The 21,343-nt window shown below is 50.5% G+C and carries 20 protein-coding genes and 1 tRNA gene; 10 read left to right on the forward strand and 11 right to left on the reverse strand.

Features of this window, described 5'->3' with window-relative positions; translation table 11 throughout:
• Positions 1 to 68 precede the first annotated feature (68 nt).
• Positions 69 to 150 (reverse strand) — tRNA-Leu (locus IEV98_RS23925).
• A 265-nt stretch (positions 151 to 415) separates the two neighbouring features.
• Here IEV98_RS23925 and IEV98_RS23930 point away from each other — a divergent pair.
• Positions 416 to 838 carry a VOC family protein gene (locus tag IEV98_RS23930; protein WP_188508584.1) on the forward strand — a complete coding sequence of 141 codons (423 nt, stop codon included), beginning with the start codon at positions 416 to 418 and terminating at the stop codon, positions 836 to 838.
• A 9-nt stretch (positions 839 to 847) separates the two neighbouring features.
• Here the strand turns inward: IEV98_RS23930 and IEV98_RS23935 are convergent, their stop codons facing one another.
• The 4 genes from IEV98_RS23935 to IEV98_RS23950 are packed head-to-tail and all read right to left on the reverse strand — an operon-like array spanning position 848 to position 4,765.
• Entirely contained in the window at positions 848 to 1,762 is a 915-nt protein-coding gene (locus IEV98_RS23935; RefSeq protein ID WP_229738949.1) for a metal ABC transporter permease, read from the reverse strand.
• Positions 1,737 to 3,026, reverse strand: a complete 1,290-nt coding sequence (locus IEV98_RS23940; protein ID WP_188508585.1) for a metal ABC transporter permease — start codon at positions 3,024 to 3,026, stop codon at positions 1,737 to 1,739. Before IEV98_RS23940 ends, IEV98_RS23935 begins: the two co-directional genes overlap by 26 nt.
• 12 nt (positions 3,027 to 3,038) lie before the next feature.
• Positions 3,039 to 3,827, reverse strand: a complete 789-nt coding sequence (locus IEV98_RS23945) for a metal ABC transporter ATP-binding protein (RefSeq protein ID WP_188508586.1) — start codon at positions 3,825 to 3,827, stop codon at positions 3,039 to 3,041.
• A 14-nt stretch (positions 3,828 to 3,841) separates the two neighbouring features.
• Positions 3,842 to 4,765, reverse strand: coding sequence for a metal ABC transporter solute-binding protein, Zn/Mn family (locus IEV98_RS23950; protein WP_188508587.1), 924 nt, complete (start codon positions 4,763 to 4,765; stop codon positions 3,842 to 3,844).
• A 144-nt stretch (positions 4,766 to 4,909) separates the two neighbouring features.
• Between IEV98_RS23950 and IEV98_RS23955 the strand changes: the two genes are divergently transcribed.
• The 6 genes from IEV98_RS23955 (at position 4,910) to IEV98_RS23980 (ending at position 11,414) form a co-directional block, all read left to right on the forward strand.
• A complete protein-coding gene (locus IEV98_RS23955) occupies positions 4,910 to 6,085 on the forward strand; it encodes an acetyl-CoA C-acyltransferase (protein ID WP_188508588.1) in 1,176 nt (391 codons plus the stop codon).
• 26 nt (positions 6,086 to 6,111) lie between these two features.
• Positions 6,112 to 7,008 (forward strand): hypothetical protein, encoded by an 897-nt coding sequence (locus tag IEV98_RS23960; RefSeq protein WP_188508589.1) that lies wholly within the window; start codon positions 6,112 to 6,114, stop codon positions 7,006 to 7,008.
• 118 nt (positions 7,009 to 7,126) lie between these two features.
• Positions 7,127 to 8,734: a peptide MFS transporter gene (locus IEV98_RS23965; protein ID WP_188508590.1), complete on the forward strand. Its 1,608-nt coding sequence runs from the start codon at positions 7,127 to 7,129 to the stop codon at positions 8,732 to 8,734.
• 116 nt (positions 8,735 to 8,850) lie between these two features.
• Positions 8,851 to 9,576, forward strand: coding sequence for a polyprenol monophosphomannose synthase (locus IEV98_RS23970; RefSeq protein ID WP_188508591.1), 726 nt, complete (start codon positions 8,851 to 8,853; stop codon positions 9,574 to 9,576).
• 2 nt (positions 9,577 to 9,578) lie between these two features.
• Complete coding sequence (ruvB, locus tag IEV98_RS23975; RefSeq protein ID WP_188508592.1) at positions 9,579 to 10,601, forward strand: Holliday junction branch migration DNA helicase RuvB; 1,023 nt, start codon at positions 9,579 to 9,581, stop codon at positions 10,599 to 10,601.
• A gap of 42 nt (positions 10,602 to 10,643) precedes the next feature.
• Entirely contained in the window at positions 10,644 to 11,414 is a 771-nt protein-coding gene (locus IEV98_RS23980) for a putative outer membrane beta-barrel protein (protein ID WP_188508593.1), read from the forward strand.
• Here the strand turns inward: IEV98_RS23980 and IEV98_RS23985 are convergent.
• On the reverse strand, positions 11,385 to 11,966 hold the full coding sequence (locus IEV98_RS23985; protein ID WP_188508594.1) for a HEAT-like fold family protein: 582 nt from the start codon (positions 11,964 to 11,966) through the stop codon (positions 11,385 to 11,387). The two genes, IEV98_RS23980 and IEV98_RS23985, sit on opposite strands and share 30 nt — an antisense overlap.
• 13 nt (positions 11,967 to 11,979) lie before the next feature.
• Positions 11,980 to 12,210, reverse strand: coding sequence for a DUF4287 domain-containing protein (locus IEV98_RS23990; protein WP_188508595.1), 231 nt, complete (start codon positions 12,208 to 12,210; stop codon positions 11,980 to 11,982).
• Between the two features lie 124 nt (positions 12,211 to 12,334).
• Between IEV98_RS23990 and IEV98_RS23995 the strand changes: the two genes are divergently transcribed.
• Positions 12,335 to 13,549, forward strand: a complete 1,215-nt coding sequence (locus IEV98_RS23995) for an NAD(P)/FAD-dependent oxidoreductase (RefSeq protein WP_188508596.1) — start codon at positions 12,335 to 12,337, stop codon at positions 13,547 to 13,549.
• A 65-nt stretch (positions 13,550 to 13,614) separates the two neighbouring features.
• Here the strand turns inward: IEV98_RS23995 and xylA are convergent, their stop codons facing one another.
• Both xylA and IEV98_RS24005 read right to left on the reverse strand, forming a co-directional pair.
• Positions 13,615 to 14,946, reverse strand: a complete 1,332-nt coding sequence (gene xylA / locus IEV98_RS24000) for a xylose isomerase (RefSeq protein WP_188508597.1) — start codon at positions 14,944 to 14,946, stop codon at positions 13,615 to 13,617.
• 36 nt (positions 14,947 to 14,982) lie between these two features.
• Positions 14,983 to 16,500, reverse strand: a complete 1,518-nt coding sequence (locus IEV98_RS24005; protein ID WP_188508598.1) for a xylulokinase — start codon at positions 16,498 to 16,500, stop codon at positions 14,983 to 14,985.
• Positions 16,501 to 16,643: 143 nt separating this feature from the next.
• Here IEV98_RS24005 and IEV98_RS24010 point away from each other — a divergent pair, with 143 nt between their 5' ends.
• Together IEV98_RS24010 and IEV98_RS24015 are read left to right on the forward strand one after the other, a co-directional pair.
• Entirely contained in the window at positions 16,644 to 17,660 is a 1,017-nt protein-coding gene (locus IEV98_RS24010; RefSeq protein WP_188508599.1) for a LacI family DNA-binding transcriptional regulator, read from the forward strand.
• Positions 17,661 to 17,769: 109 nt separating this feature from the next.
• A complete protein-coding gene (locus IEV98_RS24015) occupies positions 17,770 to 19,065 on the forward strand; it encodes a GntP family permease (protein ID WP_188508600.1) in 1,296 nt (431 codons plus the stop codon).
• A 16-nt stretch (positions 19,066 to 19,081) separates the two neighbouring features.
• Here the strand turns inward: IEV98_RS24015 and IEV98_RS24020 are convergent, their stop codons facing one another.
• Both IEV98_RS24020 and IEV98_RS24025 read right to left on the reverse strand, forming a co-directional pair.
• Entirely contained in the window at positions 19,082 to 19,873 is a 792-nt protein-coding gene (locus tag IEV98_RS24020; protein WP_188508601.1) for a (Fe-S)-binding protein, read from the reverse strand.
• Between the two features lie 34 nt (positions 19,874 to 19,907).
• Positions 19,908 to 21,203, reverse strand: coding sequence for a 4Fe-4S dicluster domain-containing protein (locus IEV98_RS24025; RefSeq protein ID WP_188508602.1), 1,296 nt, complete (start codon positions 21,201 to 21,203; stop codon positions 19,908 to 19,910).
• Between the last annotated feature and the right edge of the window lie 140 nt (positions 21,204 to 21,343).

The following is a 21,343-nucleotide window of genomic DNA, read 5'->3' on the forward strand; positions in this document are numbered from 1 at the left end:
CTTGACTAGCAATGTCAATATCAACGCATAAAAAAAGAGCTATGAAGAATCATAGCTCTTTTTTTAAGTACCCAGGGCCGGGATCGAACCGGCATGGGTCGCCCCACTGGTGTTTGAGACCAGCGCGTCTACCAATTCCGCCACCTGGGCATATGTTAATGTACTATCCCCTGTTCGGGGATGCAAATGTATTTATTAATCCGTATTTCACAAAATGTTTTTCCAAATTCCTTAAGCGCGCAATAATGCCGCGATCCCATCGGTATCGGAACTACCCTAACAACTTGTCACAACCGCCCCGCTAGATTGGCGTGTTTTCCCTCTTTGTTTGCCCGCAGAGGAGTTACCTTTGTCCTATAGCTGAATAGCAGCAAGTAAACGTAACTTGATAATTTCATAACTAATAGTATACGCAATGGTACTCAATCCTTATTTGAATTTTGCGGGTAATGCGGAAGAGGCATTCCGTTTTTACCAAACAGTTTTTGGTGGCGAACTATTTATCCAGCGGATGAGTGACGCACCCGGCTCAGAAAATTTGCCTGACCACGAAAAAAACTATGCGATGCACGTGTCTATTCCGGTAGGAAAGGGACAATCCATCATGGCATCGGATTGCCTGGAATCCGCGGGCCAAGTGTTGAATGTGGGCAACAACAATTACATATCCGTTACGCCCGATAGCAGGGAAGAAGCAGACAGGCTGTTTAACGGATTGTCTGCCGGTGGCAATGTAGAGATGCCCATGGAAGATATGTTTTGGGGTGATTATTTCGGCTCGTTTGAAGATAAATTCGGCGTACGTTGGATGATCAATTTTCCAAGCAACGCAAAATAATTCGATAGCCTAAGCCATCACCTCGTTGGTGATGGCTTGGCTGCCTTTCGGTTTAATCAACTGTCTGATAGAAAATACGCCGACAAAACATCCCCCGGTTATCACCGCCATGCACCCCGCGATGGACGCATTGAGCCAATAGGCCATCCAATAACCCGTAAAGGAAATAAAGATAGCCAAGACAACCGTGATGGCCAGCATGTGTTTCAGGTCGTGCGTCAGGAGATAGGCGGTGGCCGGTGGGCCGATAAGGAATGCAATGACCAATATGGCACCTACGGATTCAAAGGAGCTGACCGTTGTGAAGGATACGGCAGCCATGAGCAAGTAATGCCATAAGGCCGTGGAAATACCCAGGGCCGAAGCGAAAGCGGGATCAAAGGAGGTCAACTTGAGTTCCTTGTACCCTAATTTGATAAATACGGATACCACCAACAAAACTACCGACAGGATGTAAACAGGTCGTGGCCCCATGATGGTCCCGTTGGCGGTCACCCACAGATCGATGGGTACATAGGCGATTTCCCCATATAAAACACAATCCTGGTCGATATCCACTTTGCCAGCAAAAGCACTGATGAGGATGATACCCACCGCAAAAAGAAAGGTGAACGTAACCCCGATCGCCGCATCGGTCTGCAGACCGGCCCGCCGGTGGAAATACTCGATCAAGAACGTGGCCAGCAAACCGGTTGCGCCCGCACCCAATAACATCGGTAGTGTCTCGCGGCTTCCGCTGAGCAAAAAAGCAATCACAATTCCCGGCAGTACCGCATGGCTGATTGCATCGCCCACCATGCTCATTTTACGCAGAATCAAAAAACAGCCCAGTAATCCGCAGGTAACGGCTACCAAGGCACCGGTCAATATAATCCAAAAGGCAATCATAACGTCATCGTCAAATTTTCGGTATCTCCGTATCATGCGGATCTTTATCCGGATACCCCAACTGCGCCTCCAGTTCACGCTCCAGTTCAGGGGTCAGGATATGTTCAATGGTTTCCGCATCGTCATGCACATGGTCGGCCGCTATATTCATATAGCTGGTCAAATACAACTCCCATAGCCGATGTAGCCGCACTACCCGCGTGGCTTTGCGCCAACCCCCATCCGTCAACCCCCATTGATCGCCCTGCGATATCAGTAGCTTTTGGGCAACTAATCGCTTTAACGTCGCTTCAAGCAAGGGTTTGTCCACTTCACGCGCACCGGTTAATTCATTGAAATGCCGCATTCCATTGAAATGACCCGTCCGCTCGCCGAGGTGATAGAAGATTTTCAAGGTGTTTTCCTCCGCGATGATGCGTTGGTTTCTGCGTTGCGTATATAGTTTTGGTACAATACCTTTCCTTGGCGCAAAGAAGAAAGAGAAAAAAGCGATGGCTGAGGAGACCACTACCATCCACGGACCTGTGGGCATGGAAGGAGCTGTGTAGGATATATAGGCTCCGGCCAGCCCGGCAAACATCCCGAAGGCTACGGCAATCCCAACCATTCGCCGGATGTTGTCTGTCCAGTACCGCGCAGCCGCCGCAGGGGTAATAAGCATCGCGGCCATCAGTACGACACCCACGGCCGTAATGCCCGTTACCACGGCCAGCACGGTGAGGCTGGTGAGCAGTAGGTCGAGCTTGCGTACCGGATACCCCAGCGCCTGGGCATAAGGCCGGTCAAAAGCAACCAGGGTAAATGCCTTGAAAAACAGTCCCACAACGACGAGCAGCACCGCTGCCAGTATGCTGAAAATGATGAGGTCTGAGCCAATGAGGGTCGCTGCCTTGCCGAATATAAAGTGATCCAGCCCACTCTGCGCGGCGTTGCCCGATTGCTGGATGTAGGTCATCATCACCATGCCCACACCAAAAAAAACCGAGAGGACCAATCCGATGGCCGCATCCTTCTTGATCTTCGATTTTGCAGTGATGTAATCAATGGCAACCAACGCGAGCCATCCGGTAATGAACGCACCTACGAGCATGAAGGCCGTGTTCTTGCTGCCGGAAAAAAGGAATGCCGCGCAAATCCCCGGGAGGACCGCGTGCGATACCGCGTCACCCACCAGCGCCTTCTTTTGCAACAGGATGAACGCACCGACCATCGCTGCGCTGGCCGACAGCAATACGTTGCCGACCACCACATAGCGAACGTTGGGGTCCGAGAATGAAAAGAAGTCGATTAGGCTATGCATGATTTCTCTTCTTTAGTTTTCCCTGCTGGGGAAGGCACGTTTCTCCATGACGTCACCTACCTGCGACAATAAGTTGAGTCTGCCTCCATAGGCCTGTTGGATGGTTTCATCCGTAAAGGCCTGGTCTGTCGGACCGGCCGCGACCAGCCGCATATTAAGCAAAATGATCCAATCGAAATAGGTGCGTGCCGATTGGAGGTCGTGATGTACCACGATGATGGTTTTTCCCGCCGAGGCCATCTCCCGCAGCAAGCCGATGATCGCCTGTTCGGTAGCGGCATCCACACCGGCAAATGGCTCATCCATGAAATAAATGTCTGATTCCTGGGCCAGAGCACGGGCAAGGAAAACACGTTGCTGTTGCCCACCGGATAATTGGGAAATCTGTCTTTTGGCAAATGCAGCCATGCCTACTTTATCCAGGCAGTCACGCGCAATAGCCTGGTCGCGTGCGCCTGTATTACGCAACAGTCCCACCTTGCCGTAACGTCCCATCAGCACCACATCCAACACCGAAACGGGGAAATCCCAATCAACGGATTCACGTTGCGGTACGTAACTGACGCGTGACCTCACTTCATCTACCGGACGGTCAAATAGCTTGATATACCCGCTTGAAGGAGGGATTAGGCCCATGATGGTTTTGAGTAGTGTGGATTTACCGGCACCATTAGGCCCCACAATTCCTGCAATACAGCCGGAAGGCAATGTAAAGTCTACCCCCCAAAGCACCGGTTTCCGCGCGTAACTCACGGTCAGGTCGTGTACCTCCACGATCGGTTGTTGTGCATGTATGATCATCGCTTCGTTTGCTATCAGTTTTTTAATGCTGCCACTATCGTATTTACATTGTGTTTGACCATTCCGATGTACGTGCCCGCTGGCGTACCGGAAGCCCCCATCGCATCCGAAAAAAGATTTCCGCCGATTTGGACCTGGCCCCCCCGTTGGTGAACCCCTGCCAATACCGCCTTCAGGGATCTGTCTGATACCGAACTTTCCACAAAGACAGCGGGTATCTCCTGCCGTACGATGTAATCAACCAAACCGGACACATCGCGCAGCCCAAATTCTGAGAGTGTCGAAATTCCCTGGAGTCCCCTGACTTCAACACCATATGCACGACCGAAATAACTGAATGCATCATGTGCGGTGATGAGTACTCGTTTGGTACGTGGGATGGTGTTTATCCGCGAATGTATCCATACGTCCAATGAGTCCAGTTGTTCCATGTAGTTGAGGGCATTGGCTTTGTAATACGCGGCGTTACTGCTGTCCAGCCGGCTCAATTGCTGAACGGCGTTAGCCGTGGCTGATTTCCATAGCGATACATCAAACCAGATATGGGGGTCGTAGGTTGTCTCATTCACCTTAATCAGGTTATTAAGGCCGTCGCCTACAGCGACTACCGGCTTTACGCGTTTTTGTTTGTCCAAGATGGTTGCGAGTTTCCCTTCCAGGTGTAATCCATTGTAAAACAGGTAGTCGGCATCCAGTATTTTCCGGAGATCGCCTTGGCTCGCTTTGTAGAGATGGGGGTCAACACCGGGTTGCATCAAGGCTACCACAACGGCCGAGTCGCCCGTAATGTGCTGTACCATATCGGCAACCATGCCTGTCGTAGCCAAGATATGGAGCTTGCCTGCTGCCGCTGAACCACCAGCTGGTGCGGGTTGGCAAGATATCAGGGCGCATATGGTACAGCATAATGCGTAAAAGTAGCCGATTACTTTGGTCATATCGAATACAAAAATACAAAATTTAGATTAATCTAACATTTTTTGTAAGTTATTTTTAACTGATACGTTGATGAAGTATGTGTTCAAAACGCACGTTGGGTGTTGCGTGAATTTCGTACCTTGGCACGGTAATCCATTGTTATTATGCAAGAAGTTTATCTGGTTTCTGCGGTGCGTACGCCCATTGGTAGTTTTGGTGGGGGGGTATCGGCATTATCCGCCACCCAATTGGGAGGCGTCGCCATTCAAGAAGCGGTGCGCCGGGCGGGGCTTCCGCCCGATGCCATAGAGGAAGTGTTTTTTGGGAACGTGTTGTCGGCCAACGTCGGGCAAGCACCGGCTACGCAGGCAGCTAAATTTGCCGGATTGCCCGATGTTCCGGCTACCACCGTGAATAAGGTGTGCGCTTCCGGTGCCAAGGCAATCATGCTGGCGGCGCAGGGCATTGCACTCGGGGCCAATGATATCGTGGTAGCTGGTGGAATGGAAAGCATGAGCAATGTGCCCTATTACCTGGATAAGGCGCGGACCGGTTATCGGTTGGGCCATGGGCAGGTAACGGACGGCTTGGTGAAAGACGGGCTTTGGGATGTGTACAACGATTTCCACATGGGTTCGGCGGCTGAACTTTGTGCTGCGGAGTGCCAGATCAGCCGCGAGGATCAGGATGCCTATGCCGTGGAGTCATACAAACGGTCGCAGGCCGCGCAGCAAGCAGGTAAGTTCAAGCAGGAAATCGTGCCGGTAGCGGTGCCGGGTAGGAGAGGGGAAGTAACTGTAGTCAGCGAAGACGAAGAAATTCATGCCGTAAAATTCGATAAGATTCCGGAGTTAAAACCCGTATTCAAAAAGGAGGGCACCGTAACTGCTGCCAATGCCTCCACGCTTAACGACGGGGCTGCAGCATTGGTACTGGTTAGCGGTACAAAGCTCCGGGAGTTGGGGCTGCAACCCATAGCCCGCATTCGCGGTTACGCGGATGCACAGCAGGCACCCGAATGGTTTACCACGGCCCCGGCAAAGGCCATTCCCCGTGCTTTGCAGCGGGCGGGCATCCAGCCAGCGGAGGTAGACTGCTATGAAATCAACGAAGCTTTTTCCGTGGTTTCCATCGCTAATAATCGCGAACTCGGCTTATCACCGGATCGGGTCAATATCAATGGCGGAGCTGTGTCGCTGGGACATCCGCTGGGTGCTTCGGGTGCACGTATCGTGGTAACCCTGTTGTCGGTATTGGCCCAAAACAATTGCCGTATCGGCGTGGCCGGGATTTGTAATGGCGGCGGCGGCGCCAGTGCCTTGGTGGTTGAAAGAATTTAGGATTGGGATTTATAGTTGACATACGGATGCGGTTTTTTTTGCTATTGATGGCGGGGTTAGTTGCCGGTATCGCGGAGTCCAATGGTCAATCCAACCCGCGACGTGACATTCAAGTACTGCAGGATAGCCTCACCAAACTTGGCTATATCATGTATAACGAGCCAAGCGAACCCGAACGGCTGGCGGCCAACTTTACGTTCGTCAAGACCTTGGTGGCTGCATTGAAAACACCCAATTCATTTGCTTTTCCGTTTGATTCGCTCGGGATGGTCTCCATACTCCGTGCACCGGACGACCGCTTCCGGATCTTTTCCTGGCATATCCAGTTGAACGACGGGTCATACCTTTACTATGGAACCATCCAATTGAATACACCGGATGGTAGCCTCAAGCTTTACCCGCTACTGGATAAGACCTATCAAATCGAATCCCCAGAGACGGCCATAACCACCACGGATAATTGGTACGGAGCGCAGTATTACCGCCTTATCCCATTCAACGGTGACTATATCCTGCTTGGCTGGAAGGGGCATACGCCGCAAGTAACGCAGAAGGTTATTGAAGTCCTCCGGCTCACGAACACAGGTGCACAATTGGGCAAAGCTGTCTTTGAGTCGGCCGATCACCCTGCTCATGCCCGCGTTATTTATCGATATGACAGGAATGCCCGTATGTATATGGACTATGACAGCATGGAAAACCGTATCGTGGTGGATCATTTAGCACCAGCGGATACCAAGTACGAGGGGCAATACGAACAATACGGGCCAGATATGACATACGATGCCTGGCAATTGGAAAACGGTAGGCTGGTGCTCGTTTCGGATGTGCCAATGATGAATCCGCCCAACCTAAATGATGATCGGTATAATGATCCCAAAAAGCCGCTAAACCATCCCAAAAGCGGTCTTTCCATACAATGAATACCGGTTTTGTAGACGAATAAATTTGCCCAATGCGGCGGGAAAATCCCAAAAAGTTTGTTTTATTTGCAACATGGGCACATGAATGAACCCAATTTTTAATACCTAATATCAAGATATGCAGCACAATCATGATGAACAACTAACAAAACACCTGGTTAAGAACGGCGTCGATACGAAGACGGTATTCGACCACCCCGTCGGACTATTCGTCCTGTTTTTCACAGAGATGTGGGAACGGTTCAGCTATTATGGCATGCGGGCGCTTCTTACCCTGTTTTTGGTGTCTGAGCTCGCAAACGGAGGCTGGGAATGGACGCGCGAAGATGCCATGAAATTGTACGGTTGGTATACCGGATTGGTATACCTAACCCCCTTGATCGGTGGATTCATCGCCGATCGGTTGACAGGCTACCGAAAAGCTGTGGTACTCGGCGCGCTGATCATGACGCTGGGCCATGCCTCGATGGCTTTGGAAGGTGCCGGCTCGTCATTTTTCTACATCGGGTTGGTACTGATGATATTGGGTAACGGGCTTTTCAAGCCGAATATTTCATCCATTGTTGGCCAGCTTTATCCGGATAACAGCAAGAAGAAAGATTCAGCATACACCATTTTCTATATGGGTATCAACGCTGGTGCCTTCTTGGGTATGTTGCTCTGCGGATATATCGGTGAAAAAGTAGGTTGGCACTGGGGCTTTGGCCTAGCCGGTATATTCATGTTTTTTGGTATGCTCCAGTTTTATTATGCTCAGCGTATTTTTGGCGTATTGGGCGAGTCGCCCAAAGAAACCCGTGAGCGCGGAGTTGCGGTAGCGGATGGTGCGGAAGCAGCCGAGGCGGAAGAAGAGGGCATCGAACCCCCATCCAAGCGCGTGGTCACCGACCGGCTGATCGTTATCATTGTCCTTTCATTGTCGAGCATCTTTTTTTGGATGGCTTTTGAACAGGCTGGCGGATCGATGAGTATTTTTGCATTGGATTACACCGAGCGGATGTTGGCGGGTAATGCGGCGCTTACCTTTAAATGGGTGGATGCCATACTTACCGTATTTCCCTTGCTCATCGTCTCATGGGTACTGTGGTCACTTGCCAAAAAGATATTTTCGAAATACCCGATTTCCATCCTATTTACAGCGTTGAGTTTCGTGGTGATTTGGTGCCTCGGCATCTGGAAGATTTATCGCGAGTTTTATGCATTGGAAACAGAGGTGGCTGCTTCTTGGTTTCAGATACTGAATTCGTTCTTCATCATCACCCTGGCAACGCTATTCAGTAAAATGTGGGAAAAGGTGTTCAATCCTTCGGGGCCGGTGAAATTTGCACTTGGGCTGATTCTGCTGGGCGTCGGTTTTGCCGTATTGGGTTACGGTAGCAAAGATATTCCGCAAGGGGCCGCCACGGCACAGGTAAGTATGATCTGGCTGGTACTGGCGTATTTCTTCCACACATCGGGCGAGTTGTGCGTATCTCCGGTAGGGCTTTCATACATGAGCAAACTTTCTCCGAAGAAATTCGTGGGGCTGATTTTCGGGATCTGGTTTGCCTGCAGTGCGGTCGCGAATTTTCTTGCGGGAATGTCGGGCAGCTTGATCGACAAAATCAGCGCGGCTTATTCGATCTCGACATTTTTCCTGATTTTTGCGGTGATACCCGCCATAGCCGGACTGATTTTGATTGTGTGCTCACCGTTGCTGAAGCGGATGATGCACGGTATCCATTAGTGTCCGGAAAGACACGCCATACCTGCCGTTACGGTAAATCGATGCCGTAACGGTATTTTTGTATTCCTCTTTTTTGTTGATAATCCTTACCTTTACGTTATAAATTTCAATCGGTAGTGTCAGATAGCATCGTCATCATCCCTACTTACAATGAGAAGGAAAACATCGAAAAAATTATCCGTAAAGTGTTTTCGCTGCCGGAAAGCTTTCATGTACTGGTGGTGGATGACGGCTCACCCGATGGTACCGGGGCGATCGTAAGGCGGCTGCAATCGGAATTTGGCGGACGGCTTTTTTTAGAGGAACGAACGGGCAAGTCAGGATTGGGAACCGCTTATATCCATGGGTTCCGTTGGTGTATTACCCGCTCTTATCGATATGTATTTGAAATGGATGCCGATTTCTCGCACAACCCCGACGACCTGGTGCGGCTCCGCGAGGCATGCATGGCCGGGGCCGATATGGCCATTGGGTCCCGATATATCAAAGGTGTAAATGTCGTGAATTGGCCCATGAGCAGGGTGTTGATGTCTTATTTCGCTTCGGGCTATGTGCGCTTGATTACGGGAATACCCATTCGTGACGCTACGGCCGGTTTTGTCTGTTATCGACGCGAAGTGTTGGAAACCATACCGCTTGAGCAAATACGTTTTGTCGGCTATGCCTTTCAGATTGAAATGAAATTCACGGCCATCAAATACGGATTTAACGTGGTGGAAATACCGATCATCTTCACGGACCGTACCGAGGGAGTTTCGAAAATGAGCACGCGTATATTCCAGGAAGCCTTTTTCGGTGTCATCCAGATGAAGGTGAATAGTTGGTTTAGGAAGTATAAATAAAAATGAACGAACATTTGGACCCCAATCTCGAAAGGTTATCAAACACGGAGCGTGAGCTGGAAAAGGTGCTGCGCCCGCAAGCTTTTGAAGATTTCACGGGTCAGCAGAAGATATTGGATAACCTCAGTATATTCGTGCAAGCTGCCAAGATGCGGGGCGAGGCGTTGGATCATGTATTGCTGCATGGTCCGCCGGGGCTGGGCAAAACGACCCTTTCGCATATCATTGCCAATGAAATGGGAGTGGGTATCAAAATTACGTCGGGGCCTGTATTAGACAAACCGGGTGATTTGGCCGGCCTATTGACCAACCTGGATGAGGGTGACGTGCTCTTTATCGATGAGATACACCGGCTTAGCCCATTGGTAGAGGAATACCTTTATTCGGCCATGGAGGATTTCCGCATCGATATTATGCTCGAAACCGGGCCAAACGCACGCTCGGTACAGATTACCCTGAATCCATTCACGCTCGTTGGAGCGACCACCCGTTCGGGATTGCTTACTGCACCGCTTCGCGCAAGGTTCGGTATCAATGCACGGTTGGAATATTACGATGCCAAGCTGCTTACCACCATCGTGCTGCGATCGGCCAGTATCCTTCGGACACCCATCACCGAAGAAGGGGCCTACGAAATTGCCCGAAGGAGCCGTGGAACCCCGCGGATAGCGAATGCCTTGCTTCGGCGAACACGTGATTTTGCACAGATAAAAGGAGATGGCAAAATCGATACCCCCATTGCCCAGTATGCGCTGCATGCACTCAATGTGGATGAACACGGCCTCGATGAAATGGATAACCGCATTTTACTGACCATCATTGATAAGTTCAAGGGCGGGCCGGTAGGCGTGAAAACCATCGCTACGGCGGTAGGCGAGGATGAAGGAACCATCGAGGAAGTGTATGAGCCGTTTCTCATCCAGGAAGGGTATCTAATGCGTACGTCCCGCGGCAGGGAGTGTACCGAATTAGCCTACAAACATTTGGGAAAGCTAAATAACCCGAAAGGCAATACACTTTTTTGATATTTTTATGCAAAATGGTATAAGTATTGAGGGGATGGGATTATGAAAAGAAGCTCGTTGTTTGCCTTTGTATGTATTGTCGCCTTTCCGTATCTCGGTTATTCCCAATTTGGCAACGAGTCGCCCATCCCATATTTCCGGTATTCGGTAACCGCTGGATTGGGTCCAGCGTTGTTATATGGTGATTTGGATAAACAACAAATCGGCGGTGGGGTATACCTCAGGGGCAATTATTTTCTCACCCATGGGCTGAGCATCGGTTTGGAGTTACAGGAAGGACTGTTGAGGGGAGAAGATCAGACTGCTATAAATAACGTCAGGAGAAAGACCACGAACTTATACCATTCAGCTACGCTCGGTGTCCGTTTCCAGCCGATCAAATACCTACAGGACGACCACCTGCGGCGGATCGAATACCGGCAGTCGTTCGGTAAGCGTACGCTCAATAGTGTGTATGTAGGTGCCGGTATGGGTGCATTGTATAGTTTGCAGTGGGATAAACGTCGGGTTACTGGGCAATTTCCTTCTACCGATAACAATGGCCAGGAAATTATGGTAAACGGCATATTGCCCACTCATCAAGGCGATAACTACGGACTCAGCTATATTGTGAGTACCGATTTCGGATTTGAAGTTCCCCTCCATAACCTCAAACCGGATCTCTTGGACTCTTACATCTGGAATTTGGTGGTCAACGGTCAACTCAACTTTTCGCTCGACGATGAACTGGATGGCTATAGCGGTGCTTATCCGGGCAACGAAAGTAAAGATGTTTTTGCCCTGCTATCCCTCGGGGTCAACCTCAGGTTTTAACCGGTTCAGTTTTTCCAGCACGTTCTTGCCGCGGCTTTGCAAGGCAGCCGAGCCATCGCGCATGAGGAATTCAATCTGATGCTTCAATTCTTCTCGTATCCATCCAAACTCCCGGCTCATGTACAGGAGGATATCCATGCAGTTGGCCTGTACGGCTACGGTCGTACGCGGGGCGATGAGCCACCCAAAAACGGTCTCCACTAATAGCTCGCGTTCAATCTGCGAATATGCTTCCTGGTATAATTCTGGAGCCTTGGGATGGGCTATCACCATCAGTATCTTCGTGAAGTGGCGTTGGCAACTGGCGTTTTTCTGCTCAGGCAAACGGGAAATGAACGTATCGAAAACAGGCATGAATCGCTCAGGATAACGGGAAGCGATATGCTCCAATACGTAAGCGGCATAAAACGCGATGGAATCATTCTTTTCGTAAAAACACACGTCATGCAGCAGCGTTGCGGAGATCGTGTCATCCTCGCCCAGGCTAATCAAAGCCGGTACCTTAATTTTGGCCACAATGGGCAACCGATCGATAAGCGTCTGTTGGTCCACGCTTATAGATTATTCATTCACTATCTTCATTTTTTATCCCTTTTAATAACGCATAGATTGCCATGGCGTGTCCGTGGCCAAGCGAAAAGTCGGTTTTCAGCCAATCTACGACTTGCCCGGCTTTTATTCCGACCTTCAGTATCCCGTTTTCAGTAAGGTCTTTTTCAGCCGCCAATTGCCGGAAGTCTATCGGATCCTTACCCGTTTTTTCTTTGATGGACTTGAGGTAACTCTGAAATGACATCTCGTTTTGCTTTTAGTAGTTTGTGTCGATAAATATACGATACAAAGAGGACAATGAATGCCACCAGCGGATAAAATACACAAACAATCCAACCCGTTTCCTGTTTAATTGGTAAATACAACATATGGACCTGCATTCCGGCCTTGCTTATTGGATAGTGAAAAACAAGCTGTATGACTATTTCAACCCGCTCCGGGATGATTATGCAGTCGATGTGGCTATTATCGGCTCGGGTATCACGGGTGCGTTGGTGGCACATGAACTGTGCGCGGCGGGTATTCCCTGTGCCGTATTTGATAAACGGACTATTGCAACGGGTAGTACCGCCGCAAGCACCTCGCAGCTGCAATACGAAATCGATGTACCCTTGTGCGAAATGATCGATGATGTGGGTGAGCGCATAGCGGTCGCCGCCTACCACGCCAGCCTGCAGTCCATTTCCGATATGGAGAAGGTATTCGACGCCACACGGGTACGTCCCGATTTCAAACGCGTGCCCAGTATTTTTCTAGCCAGCAATAGACGAGGGCTCCGCCTCCTCGAACGGGAGTATGAAATCCGGAAGAAGCATCGGCTTCCTGTAGATTTCCTAAACAACGACGCGTTGTTTGCAACGCATCGGATCAATGGTTACGGTGCATTGAAGAATAACGAGGCAGCACAGATGGACTGTTATAAAGCAGCTACCGGACTTCTCAAACATCACCTGGCGAATGGTGGCCTCTCGCTTTTTTCGCATACGGATGTTATGGATTATCAGCAAACAAGAGGTGGATACGAACTGTTGACCGATGCGGGGCGGAGGGTTCGCTGTAAGTATATGGTCATCGCAGCCGGTTTTGAAGCGGGGAAATTTCTGCCCGAACAGGTAATGGATCTGACGTCTACATATGCGTTGATATCACAACCGGTAGATCCTGCTCAGCTGTGGCCGGAACGCAGCTTGATTTGGGAAACAGCAAAGCCTTATTTCTACATGCGCACCACACCCGACAACCGGATGATGATTGGGGGCGAGGATGTGCCGTTCCGGAATCCCGAACGGCGGGATCGGCTACTGCGTTGGAAAATAAAAAGGCTTGAGAAACAATTCAATGCTATTTATCCGAAAATCCAATTCACTACAGATATGGCCTGGTGTGGCACGTTCAGCTCCACGAAAGACGGCTTGCCTTTCATTGGCCACTGGCCGGGCAGGAAACGTATGTTTTTTGCGTTGGGTTATGGCGGGAATGGCATTACCTTCAGCATGATTGCCGCGCAGGTCATCCGCAATAAACTGATGGGTGTGAAAGACGAACGTGAACAGGTATTCGGGTTTGAACGCAGGGATTTATAATTGAAAATGGTTAATTGCCAATGCCATTTTTAGGTATTGACAATTAACCATTCATCACAAAGCCATTAAATATACCGGTTGACGATATTCTCGAATAACTCTTGCTTGCCGCTGGTCGTTGCAGGCTCTCCGGATGCCGCCGCGATGTCGCGTAGGTCGGAAAGGCCCAATTTGCCATTCTCGAAATCTTTTCCTTTTCCGGCATCGAACGAAGCATAGCGTTCTGCCCGGAGCTTCCGATAATCGGATTTTTTCAGGATGTTATCAGCAACGATAAGTGCACGCGCAAAGGTGTCGGCACCACCGATGTGTGCATAGAACAAGTCTGCACGATCCGTGGAATTGCGGCGTACCTTGGCATCGAAGTTGATGCCACCGCCGGCAAATCCGCCCGCCTCAAGGATGATTAACATGCATTCGGTAAGCTCGTTGATGTTGTTGGGGAACTGGTCCGTATCCCAACCGTTTTGGTAATCGCCACGGTTGGCATCCATGGAACCCAACAAACCAGTGTCGGCCGCAACCTGCAATTCGTGTTGGAAAGTGTGTCCGGCAAGCGTAGCGTGGTTCACTTCGAGGTTGAGTTTGAAATCATCCAGCAGATCGTATTGGCGCAAGAAGCTGATCACCGTTGCCGCATCGTAGTCATATTGATGCTTGGTGGGTTCACAGGGTTTAGGTTCAATGAAAAATGTACCGTTGAACCCCTGACTACGTGCATAATCCCGGGCGATATGTAGCATCTGTGCCAGGTGTTCCTGCTCACGCTTCATATCCGTGTTGAGTAAGGTCATATACCCCTCACGTCCACCCCAGAATACATAGTTTTCGCCACCGAGTGCAATAGTCGCATCCAAAGCAGCCTTGATCTGCGCACCCGCATGGGCCGTAACCGCGAAATCCGGGTTGGTCGCCGCGCCGTTCATGTAGCGTTTGTGGGAGAAGAGATTGGCTGTGCCCCACAGTAATTTGACACCGCTGGCAGCTTGTTTCTCCTTCGCGTATTCGACCAAGGTCTGGAGCCGCTTTTCATTTTCAGCGACGTCATCACCATAATCCACCACGTCCACATCATGGAAGCAATAATAAGGCATGCCGATTTTTGTGAAAAATTCGAATGCCGCATCCATTTTATCCTTTGCCCGCTGGATGACATCCTGGTGTTCATCCCATGGGAAGAACAACGTCGGACCGCCGAATGGGTCACCGCCATTGCCATTGAACGAATGCCAGTAAGCCACAGCGAACCGGAGGTGTTCTTCCATGGTCTTGCCTGCGATGGTTTTACCAGCATCGTACCAGCGATATGCCAATGGATTATCTGATTCCGGTCCTTCGTATCCGATCTTACCGATACCTTTAAAGTATTCTTTTTCGCCGATTACTACGTTTGACATGTTGTTTTTTTTATTAATATGTTTATTCGCTTGTTCTTATTCGTTATTTTCCCGCCCAGTAGTATCCAATTCCTTGGCCAACTGGTCTTCGAGGAGTTGTTTCCACTCTTGGTATAGTGCTTCATAATGGTCGGTACCCTGCGGTTCGACGATCGTTAACGCTTTCTGCCGACTGAAGGCTTCGCTGGCGGAAGCGAAAATACCTGCACCGATACCTGCTCCCAATGCAGCGCCCACGCTACCATCATTTTCATGTAGTTCCACGGGCACGCCGGTCACGTCTACGAAAATTTCCGTAAACAACTCACTAAGGAACATATTAGCCTGACCCGCACGGATAATGGCGGGACTCATTCCGTTTTCCCGAATGATATCGAGCCCGTAGCGGAATGAAAAGGCAATGCCTTCCTGTGAAGCCCGGAAAACATGTGAACGCCCATGGGCATTGAAATCCAGGTCGATAAACCGTGCGCCGAGGATTTTGTTATGGAGGATGCGCTCAGCCCCATTGCCGAAAGGAAGGATCTTGAGGCCATTGCTGCCCGGGCTTACCGCCTTGCCGAGGGCATTCATCTGTGGATAGGCGATGCCATGCCCGAAATGATCTTTCACCCACCGGTTGAGTATCCCCGTTCCGTTTATGCATAATAGTACACCGGTACGCGGCTCTTCCGGTGTGTAGTTGACGTGAGCAAACGTGTTTACCCGGGATGCCTGATCGTAAATCAATTGGTCGCTCACGGCATAAATCACGCCCGAAGTGCCTGCCGTCGCGGCAACTTCCCCGGGTTGCAATACATTGAGAGAAAGTGCGTTGTTGGGCTGGTCGCCGGCTTTGTAGCTTATCGGGATGCCCGGTCTGAGTCCGAGTTGTACAGCCACGTCCTTCCGCAGCGTCCCGTGTTCGCCAAACAATGGCCGGATTTCCGGGAATATCGCTTCATCGAAACCAAAATAATTGATCACGTCTTTGGAAATGCCGTTGGTTTTGAAATCCCAAAACACACCTTCGGAAAGGGCTGATATGCTGGTGGTGGCTGTGCCGGTCAGCTTGAGGGCAATGTAATCGCCCGGGAGCATGATGTGATGCGCCGCTGCGTAGGTGTCCGGCTCATTTGCTTTTACCCAAGCCCATTTGGACGCCGTAAAATTACCGGGTGAATTGAGCAGGTGTTCCAAGGCGTATTCCTTGCCGATCTGTGTGAATGCCGCTTCACCGATGTCTACCGCGCGGCTGTCGCACCAGATGATGGAATTGCGGAGTGCGTTGCCGTCTTTGTCGACAACCACCAGCCCGTGCATCTGATAGGCAATTCCGATAGCGCCGATATCTTGTGTTTTGAATGAGGCATCAGCGGTAAGTTGCCGGATGGCCAATACAACCTGCTCCCACCACATATCCGGGGCCTGTTCAGCCCACGTCGGAATAACAGAGAGAATGTTGTTTTCGTGGTCGTCGGGATAACGGACCGAGGCAACACATGCCTGTGTGTCGGCGTCAACCACCGAAACTTTGATAGATGATGTACCGATATCGATGCCTAATAGTAACATGGTGGGCTAATACAGATTTTATAATGCTAACGTTGGCATAAAGGTATATATTACATTTTGTATTCCAAAATCTATCTTTACTTTTGTTGAAACCCCATGATCAGGCAAGTGCTTGAACAGCGTATACATTAATTGACATCGGCTTGAAGAAGATTACCATTTTAGATATTGCGAAGGAACTTAACATCACGTTTTCCACGGTAGCACGCGCGCTCAACGATCATCCGGCTATCAGTACAACCACTAAGCAGGCTGTGCGGGAGACGGCCGACCGACTCGGCTACCGGGCCAACAAGGTGGCTTCTTCTTTGCGTTCAGGCAAGACAAAAATCATCGGCGTGTTGGTGCCCCGGCTCGACGTCACTTTCTTCAGCTCCGTCGTGCATGGCATCGAAGGGGTAATGAATGAAAACGGCTATACGATATTATTGTATCAATCGCAGGAGTCCATTAAGCAGGAGAACCGTGGAATCGATACGTTTCTCCGTTCGCGGGTAGACGGTATCATTGCTTCCATTTCCCTGGAGACCGAGGGCGATGGTGGTTACGGTGAAATTAAGGACCGAAATATACCCTTGGCATTTTTCGACCGTGTACCTCAGGGCCTCGACGTGCCGTCGGTAACGATCGACGATTACCGTGGCGGTTTCATGGCCACTGAGCACCTTATCCAATCCGGATACCGCCGGATCGTGCACATCAATCAGTACCGGAATATCAATATCTTCAATGAGCGCCTGCGGGGCTACCTCGATGCGCTGAAACAGTATGGGCTTCCCATCGACGAACGCCTCATCATCAAAGGAGATTTTTCACCGGAATTCGGCCGTCAGTGTGTACGGAATTTATTGGCCAACGGCATCGACTTCGATGCGATATTCACCTTGGAGGATTTTACAGCCATGGGGGTGGTGCAGGAGTTGAAAGCCGCCGGAAAGGACATCCCGACGGAAGTCGGCGTTGTAGGATTTGCCAACGAAGCATTTACCAGTTTGGTAAGCCCCACCGTCTCTACGGTAGATCAGTGTACCGTACAAATGGGAGAGGAAATAGCACGGTTGTTTCTTCGGCTGCTGGAAAGAGGCGACTACTACAAGCACAAACCCGAGAAAATTGTGCTAGCGCCTAGCCTGCTGATCAGGGAGAGTTCATCGCGCTAATCGCCCGGCAGTCGTGTCCGATTTTGATAGTTGCTTGTTTTTACTAACTTTAGCCGCGTAGCTATGTCGGAAGATTTCCCTAGTTACGACAACTGATATAACTGTATTTATGGCCATCATTACCGTATTGTTAAGCATCGCAGCCATTGTGCTGCTGATCACCAAACTAAAATTACATCCCTTTCTGGCATTGTTGCTGGTCAGCATTGTGCTCGGCCTTGCCAGTGGCATGGATGCAGATGCCGTGATCAGCTCCATACAGAATGGATTTGGCGGTACCATTGGAAAGATTGGACTGGTGATCATCCTCGGTGTAATGATCGGTGTGTTTCTGGAGAAAACCGGCGGTGCGTTGGTATTGGCCCAAAAGATGCTGAGCCTGATCGGGAAGCAGCGGGTGATCACAGCCATGGGGATCATTGGTTACATCATTTCCATCCCGGTTTTTGCCGATAGTGGCTTTGTGTTGTTGTCGGCATTGAATAAGCGGCTGACCAAAAAAGCGGGATTGTCACTGGCCGGCACCGCGGTTGCCTTGGGTTTGGGGCTAACGTGTACACATGCACTGGTACCACCGACACCGGGTCCGGTAGCTGCAGCGGGTATCCTCAACGCCGACTTGGGGATCGTCATGGGCCTGGGCATGATTGCCGCGGGAGTGGCATTGGCTGCCGGATTGCTATTCGCTCATAAAATGGCCGTGAAAATTTATGTTGACCCGGGTGAATCGGCTGGAGAGCCGGAAGGAACAGCTGGTCGTACCCCTGGACTGCTTGTTTCCTCCCTACCCATACTGATTCCGATTTTCCTGATCATCGGGAAATCGTTGTCCGATAATCCATTTCTCACATTCTTCGGTGAGCCTGTTATTGCGTTATTGGTAGGGTTTGCACTGTGTTTGCTGCTTCCTAAAAAGCTGGAAAAAAGCATGCTTTCCACGGATGGATGGGTAAACACGGCCTTAGTCGATTCGGCTACCATCATACTGGTGACCGGTGCTGGTGGGATATTCGGCGCCGTGCTGCAGAACTCGGGCGTGGCAGGCACATTGGGCGATGCCCTGACGTCATCCAATCTCGGGCTTCTGTTGCCCTTTCTTTTGGCGGCTGCGTTGAAAAGCGCCCAGGGCTCATCCACCGTGGCATTGATTACCACGGCGTCCGTAATTGCGCCATTGATGGAGTCCTTGGGCTTTGTGAGTGAGTTGGATAAGGCGATTGTTGTCGTTGCTGTGGGCGCCGGTTCGATGGTTGTATCGCATGTGAACGACAGTTTCTTCTGGGTATTTACCCAGATGAGCAATATGGATGTGAAAACCGGTTACAGATTACAGACAATGGGTACGCTGATCATCGGTACAACCGCTATGGCTACCGTATATGTGATGTATTGGTTATTGCATTGATGAAATAAGTGCCGGATCACAATCCATTGGCACGTGCGGTAATCTCAGCGATATCCAGCACCTGTACTTCCTGTTCTTTCTCTTTGGCCTTGACGCCGTCGCGCAGCATGGTCATGCAGAATGGGCAGGCAGCGGCCACGATTTCGGGTTGCGTCTCCAACGCCTCTTCAATGCGTTCCACATGGATGTCCTTGTCGCCGTTCTCGGGTTCCTTAAACAGCTGGGCGCCACCCGCCCCGCAGCACAGTCCGTTGCTCCGGCAGCGCTTCATCTCCACCAATTGGGCATCGAGGCTTTCAAGCGCTTTGCGCGGTGCTTCGTAAATCCCGTTTCCCCGTCCAAGGTAGCAGGGGTCATGGTAAGTGATGCGTCGCCCTTTGAACGACTCGCCGCCCTCGGCTTTCAGTTTACCCTCGTCGATTAATTGCTGGATCAATTGCGTATGGTGGATAACCGTATAGTGACCGCCGAGCGCCGGGTATTCGTTTTTGAGCGTATTGAAACAGTGCGGACAAGCCGTAACGATGCTTTTTATTTCATAACCGTCAAGCACCTGGATGTTTGCCATGGCTTGCATCTGGAAGAGAAACTCGTTGCCTGCACGCTTTGCCGGGTCGCCCGTACAGCTTTCTTCCGTACCCAAGATGGCGTATTTCATGCCTACATGCTGCAATATCTTACAGATATCACGCGTGATGCGCTGGGCGCGTTCATCAAAACTACCCGCGCAGCCTACCCAAAACAGGATATCAGGCGCTTCGCCCTTAGCCACCATCTCGGCCATCGTCGGTATCGTTAACTCAGTCATTAGTAACTAGTACATAGTAGTTAGTATCTTCAAATTATCCTTCGCGCCAATTCGCTCGGTCCGCCTGCGCATATTTCCACGGGGCGCCGTTGTTTTCCACATTGCCAAACATGGCGTTCAGGCTCGATGGTGCCCCGGATTCCTCCATGACGAGGTATCGCCTCATTTCGACGATGATTTCCAGTGGATTGATGTTTACCGGACAGGCTTCCACACAGGCATTGCAGGTCGTGCAGGCCCAAAGTTCCTCTCGTGTGATGTAATCACCGAGTAGCGCCTTTCCATCATCTTGGAAGCCATTGTTTTTGCGTGCATTTTCGCCCACTTCCACCATGCGGTCGCGCGTGTCCATCATGATTTTGCGCGGTGACAGGAGTTTTCCCGTGATATTTGCCGGACAGACGGCCGTGCATCTTCCGCATTCGGTGCATGTATAGGCCTCCAATAGGTTTTTCCAGGTCAGGTCCTGGACATCCTTCGCGCCGAAGTGGGCCGACGCATCTGATGGCTCAGGGGTGTAGGACGGGTCAAGCATGGCCTTCACTTCGTTGGTTACCTTACCCATATTCGTGAACCGTCCCTGTGGTTTCAGATTTGAAAAATAGGTGTTCGGAAATGCCAATAGGATGTGCAAATGCTTGGAATAGGGGAGGTAGTTGAGAAACAGCAATACGCCAACGATGTGGAACCACCAGCAGAAGCGCTCGATGCTGATGAGCGCCATAGCGCCATCGGGAAGCAAGGGAAGTAACCAAGAGCTTATTGGAAACGAGCCCCCCGGTGTATAATGGGGGGCACCCAGCGACTGGAGTTTGTAATCAGCCGCATTCATCGTGAGAAAAGCCACCATCAACAGGATTTCGGCGACGAGAATCAAGTTTGCATCGGTTCGCGGCCACGGGGTCATCTCCTTGCCAAAGAAGCGCCTTACCCGGGCAATATTACGCCGGGCAAGGAAAATCACGCATCCTGCCAACACACTGAAGGCAAGCCATTCAAAAGCTCCGATGAGAAAGGCGTAGAAAGCACCGGCGCCGGCAAAGATGCGGTGTGTGCCGAAAAGACCATCGATGACAATTTCGAGCATCTCGATATTGATGATACAGAACCCCAAATACACGAATAGGTGCAATAGCGCTGCAAATGGGCGCTTGAACATTTTTTTTTGGCCAAAGGCAACCAGCAACATGGTTTTTAACCGCTTGGCGGGTTGATCGTTGCGCTTTTCATCCCGACCCATCCGGATATTCCGAATGATAACCCGGGCGTTGCGGGTAACCAATGCCAACGCTGCAAGCAGCAATATCCCGAAAATCAGTTGGCTTACCATTACTTTTTGGTTTAATACGAAATTACGGAATTAAAATTACTATGCAAGCATAATAAATTATTTAGAGGGATTTTAAGATTGATCGGCTAAGGCGCAATAAAAAAAGCGGAATGTACACACATTCCGCTTTAGCTTTTTTA

Origin of the sequence: Parapedobacter pyrenivorans, assembly GCF_014636865.1 — a bacterium.
In the GTDB taxonomy this organism is placed as follows: domain Bacteria; phylum Bacteroidota; class Bacteroidia; order Sphingobacteriales; family Sphingobacteriaceae; genus Parapedobacter; species Parapedobacter pyrenivorans.

Excerpts from the sequence above, each read along its gene's own strand:
- IEV98_RS23930 (WP_188508584.1), top strand. The coding sequence starts at position 416 with ATGGTACTCAATCCTTATTTGAATTTTGCGGGTAATGCGGAAGAGGCA.
- IEV98_RS23935 (WP_229738949.1), bottom strand. The coding sequence starts at position 1,762 with ATGATACGGAGATACCGAAAATTTGACGATGACGTTATGATTGCCTTT.
- IEV98_RS23940 (WP_188508585.1), bottom strand. The coding sequence starts at position 3,026 with ATGCATAGCCTAATCGACTTCTTTTCATTCTCGGACCCCAACGTTCGC.
- IEV98_RS23945 (WP_188508586.1), bottom strand. The coding sequence starts at position 3,827 with ATGATCATACATGCACAACAACCGATCGTGGAGGTACACGACCTGACC.
- IEV98_RS23950 (WP_188508587.1), bottom strand. The coding sequence starts at position 4,765 with ATGACCAAAGTAATCGGCTACTTTTACGCATTATGCTGTACCATATGC.
- IEV98_RS23955 (WP_188508588.1), top strand. The coding sequence starts at position 4,910 with ATGCAAGAAGTTTATCTGGTTTCTGCGGTGCGTACGCCCATTGGTAGT.
- IEV98_RS23960 (WP_188508589.1), top strand. The coding sequence starts at position 6,112 with ATGCGGTTTTTTTTGCTATTGATGGCGGGGTTAGTTGCCGGTATCGCG.
- IEV98_RS23965 (WP_188508590.1), top strand. The coding sequence starts at position 7,127 with ATGCAGCACAATCATGATGAACAACTAACAAAACACCTGGTTAAGAAC.
- ruvB (WP_188508592.1), top strand. The coding sequence starts at position 9,579 with ATGAACGAACATTTGGACCCCAATCTCGAAAGGTTATCAAACACGGAG.
- IEV98_RS23980 (WP_188508593.1), top strand. The coding sequence starts at position 10,644 with ATGAAAAGAAGCTCGTTGTTTGCCTTTGTATGTATTGTCGCCTTTCCG.
- IEV98_RS23990 (WP_188508595.1), bottom strand. The coding sequence starts at position 12,210 with ATGTCATTTCAGAGTTACCTCAAGTCCATCAAAGAAAAAACGGGTAAG.
- IEV98_RS23995 (WP_188508596.1), top strand. The coding sequence starts at position 12,335 with ATGGACCTGCATTCCGGCCTTGCTTATTGGATAGTGAAAAACAAGCTG.
- xylA (WP_188508597.1), bottom strand. The coding sequence starts at position 14,946 with ATGTCAAACGTAGTAATCGGCGAAAAAGAATACTTTAAAGGTATCGGT.
- IEV98_RS24005 (WP_188508598.1), bottom strand. The coding sequence starts at position 16,500 with ATGTTACTATTAGGCATCGATATCGGTACATCATCTATCAAAGTTTCG.
- IEV98_RS24015 (WP_188508600.1), top strand. The coding sequence starts at position 17,770 with ATGGCCATCATTACCGTATTGTTAAGCATCGCAGCCATTGTGCTGCTG.
- IEV98_RS24020 (WP_188508601.1), bottom strand. The coding sequence starts at position 19,873 with ATGACTGAGTTAACGATACCGACGATGGCCGAGATGGTGGCTAAGGGC.
- IEV98_RS24025 (WP_188508602.1), bottom strand. The coding sequence starts at position 21,203 with ATGGTAAGCCAACTGATTTTCGGGATATTGCTGCTTGCAGCGTTGGCA.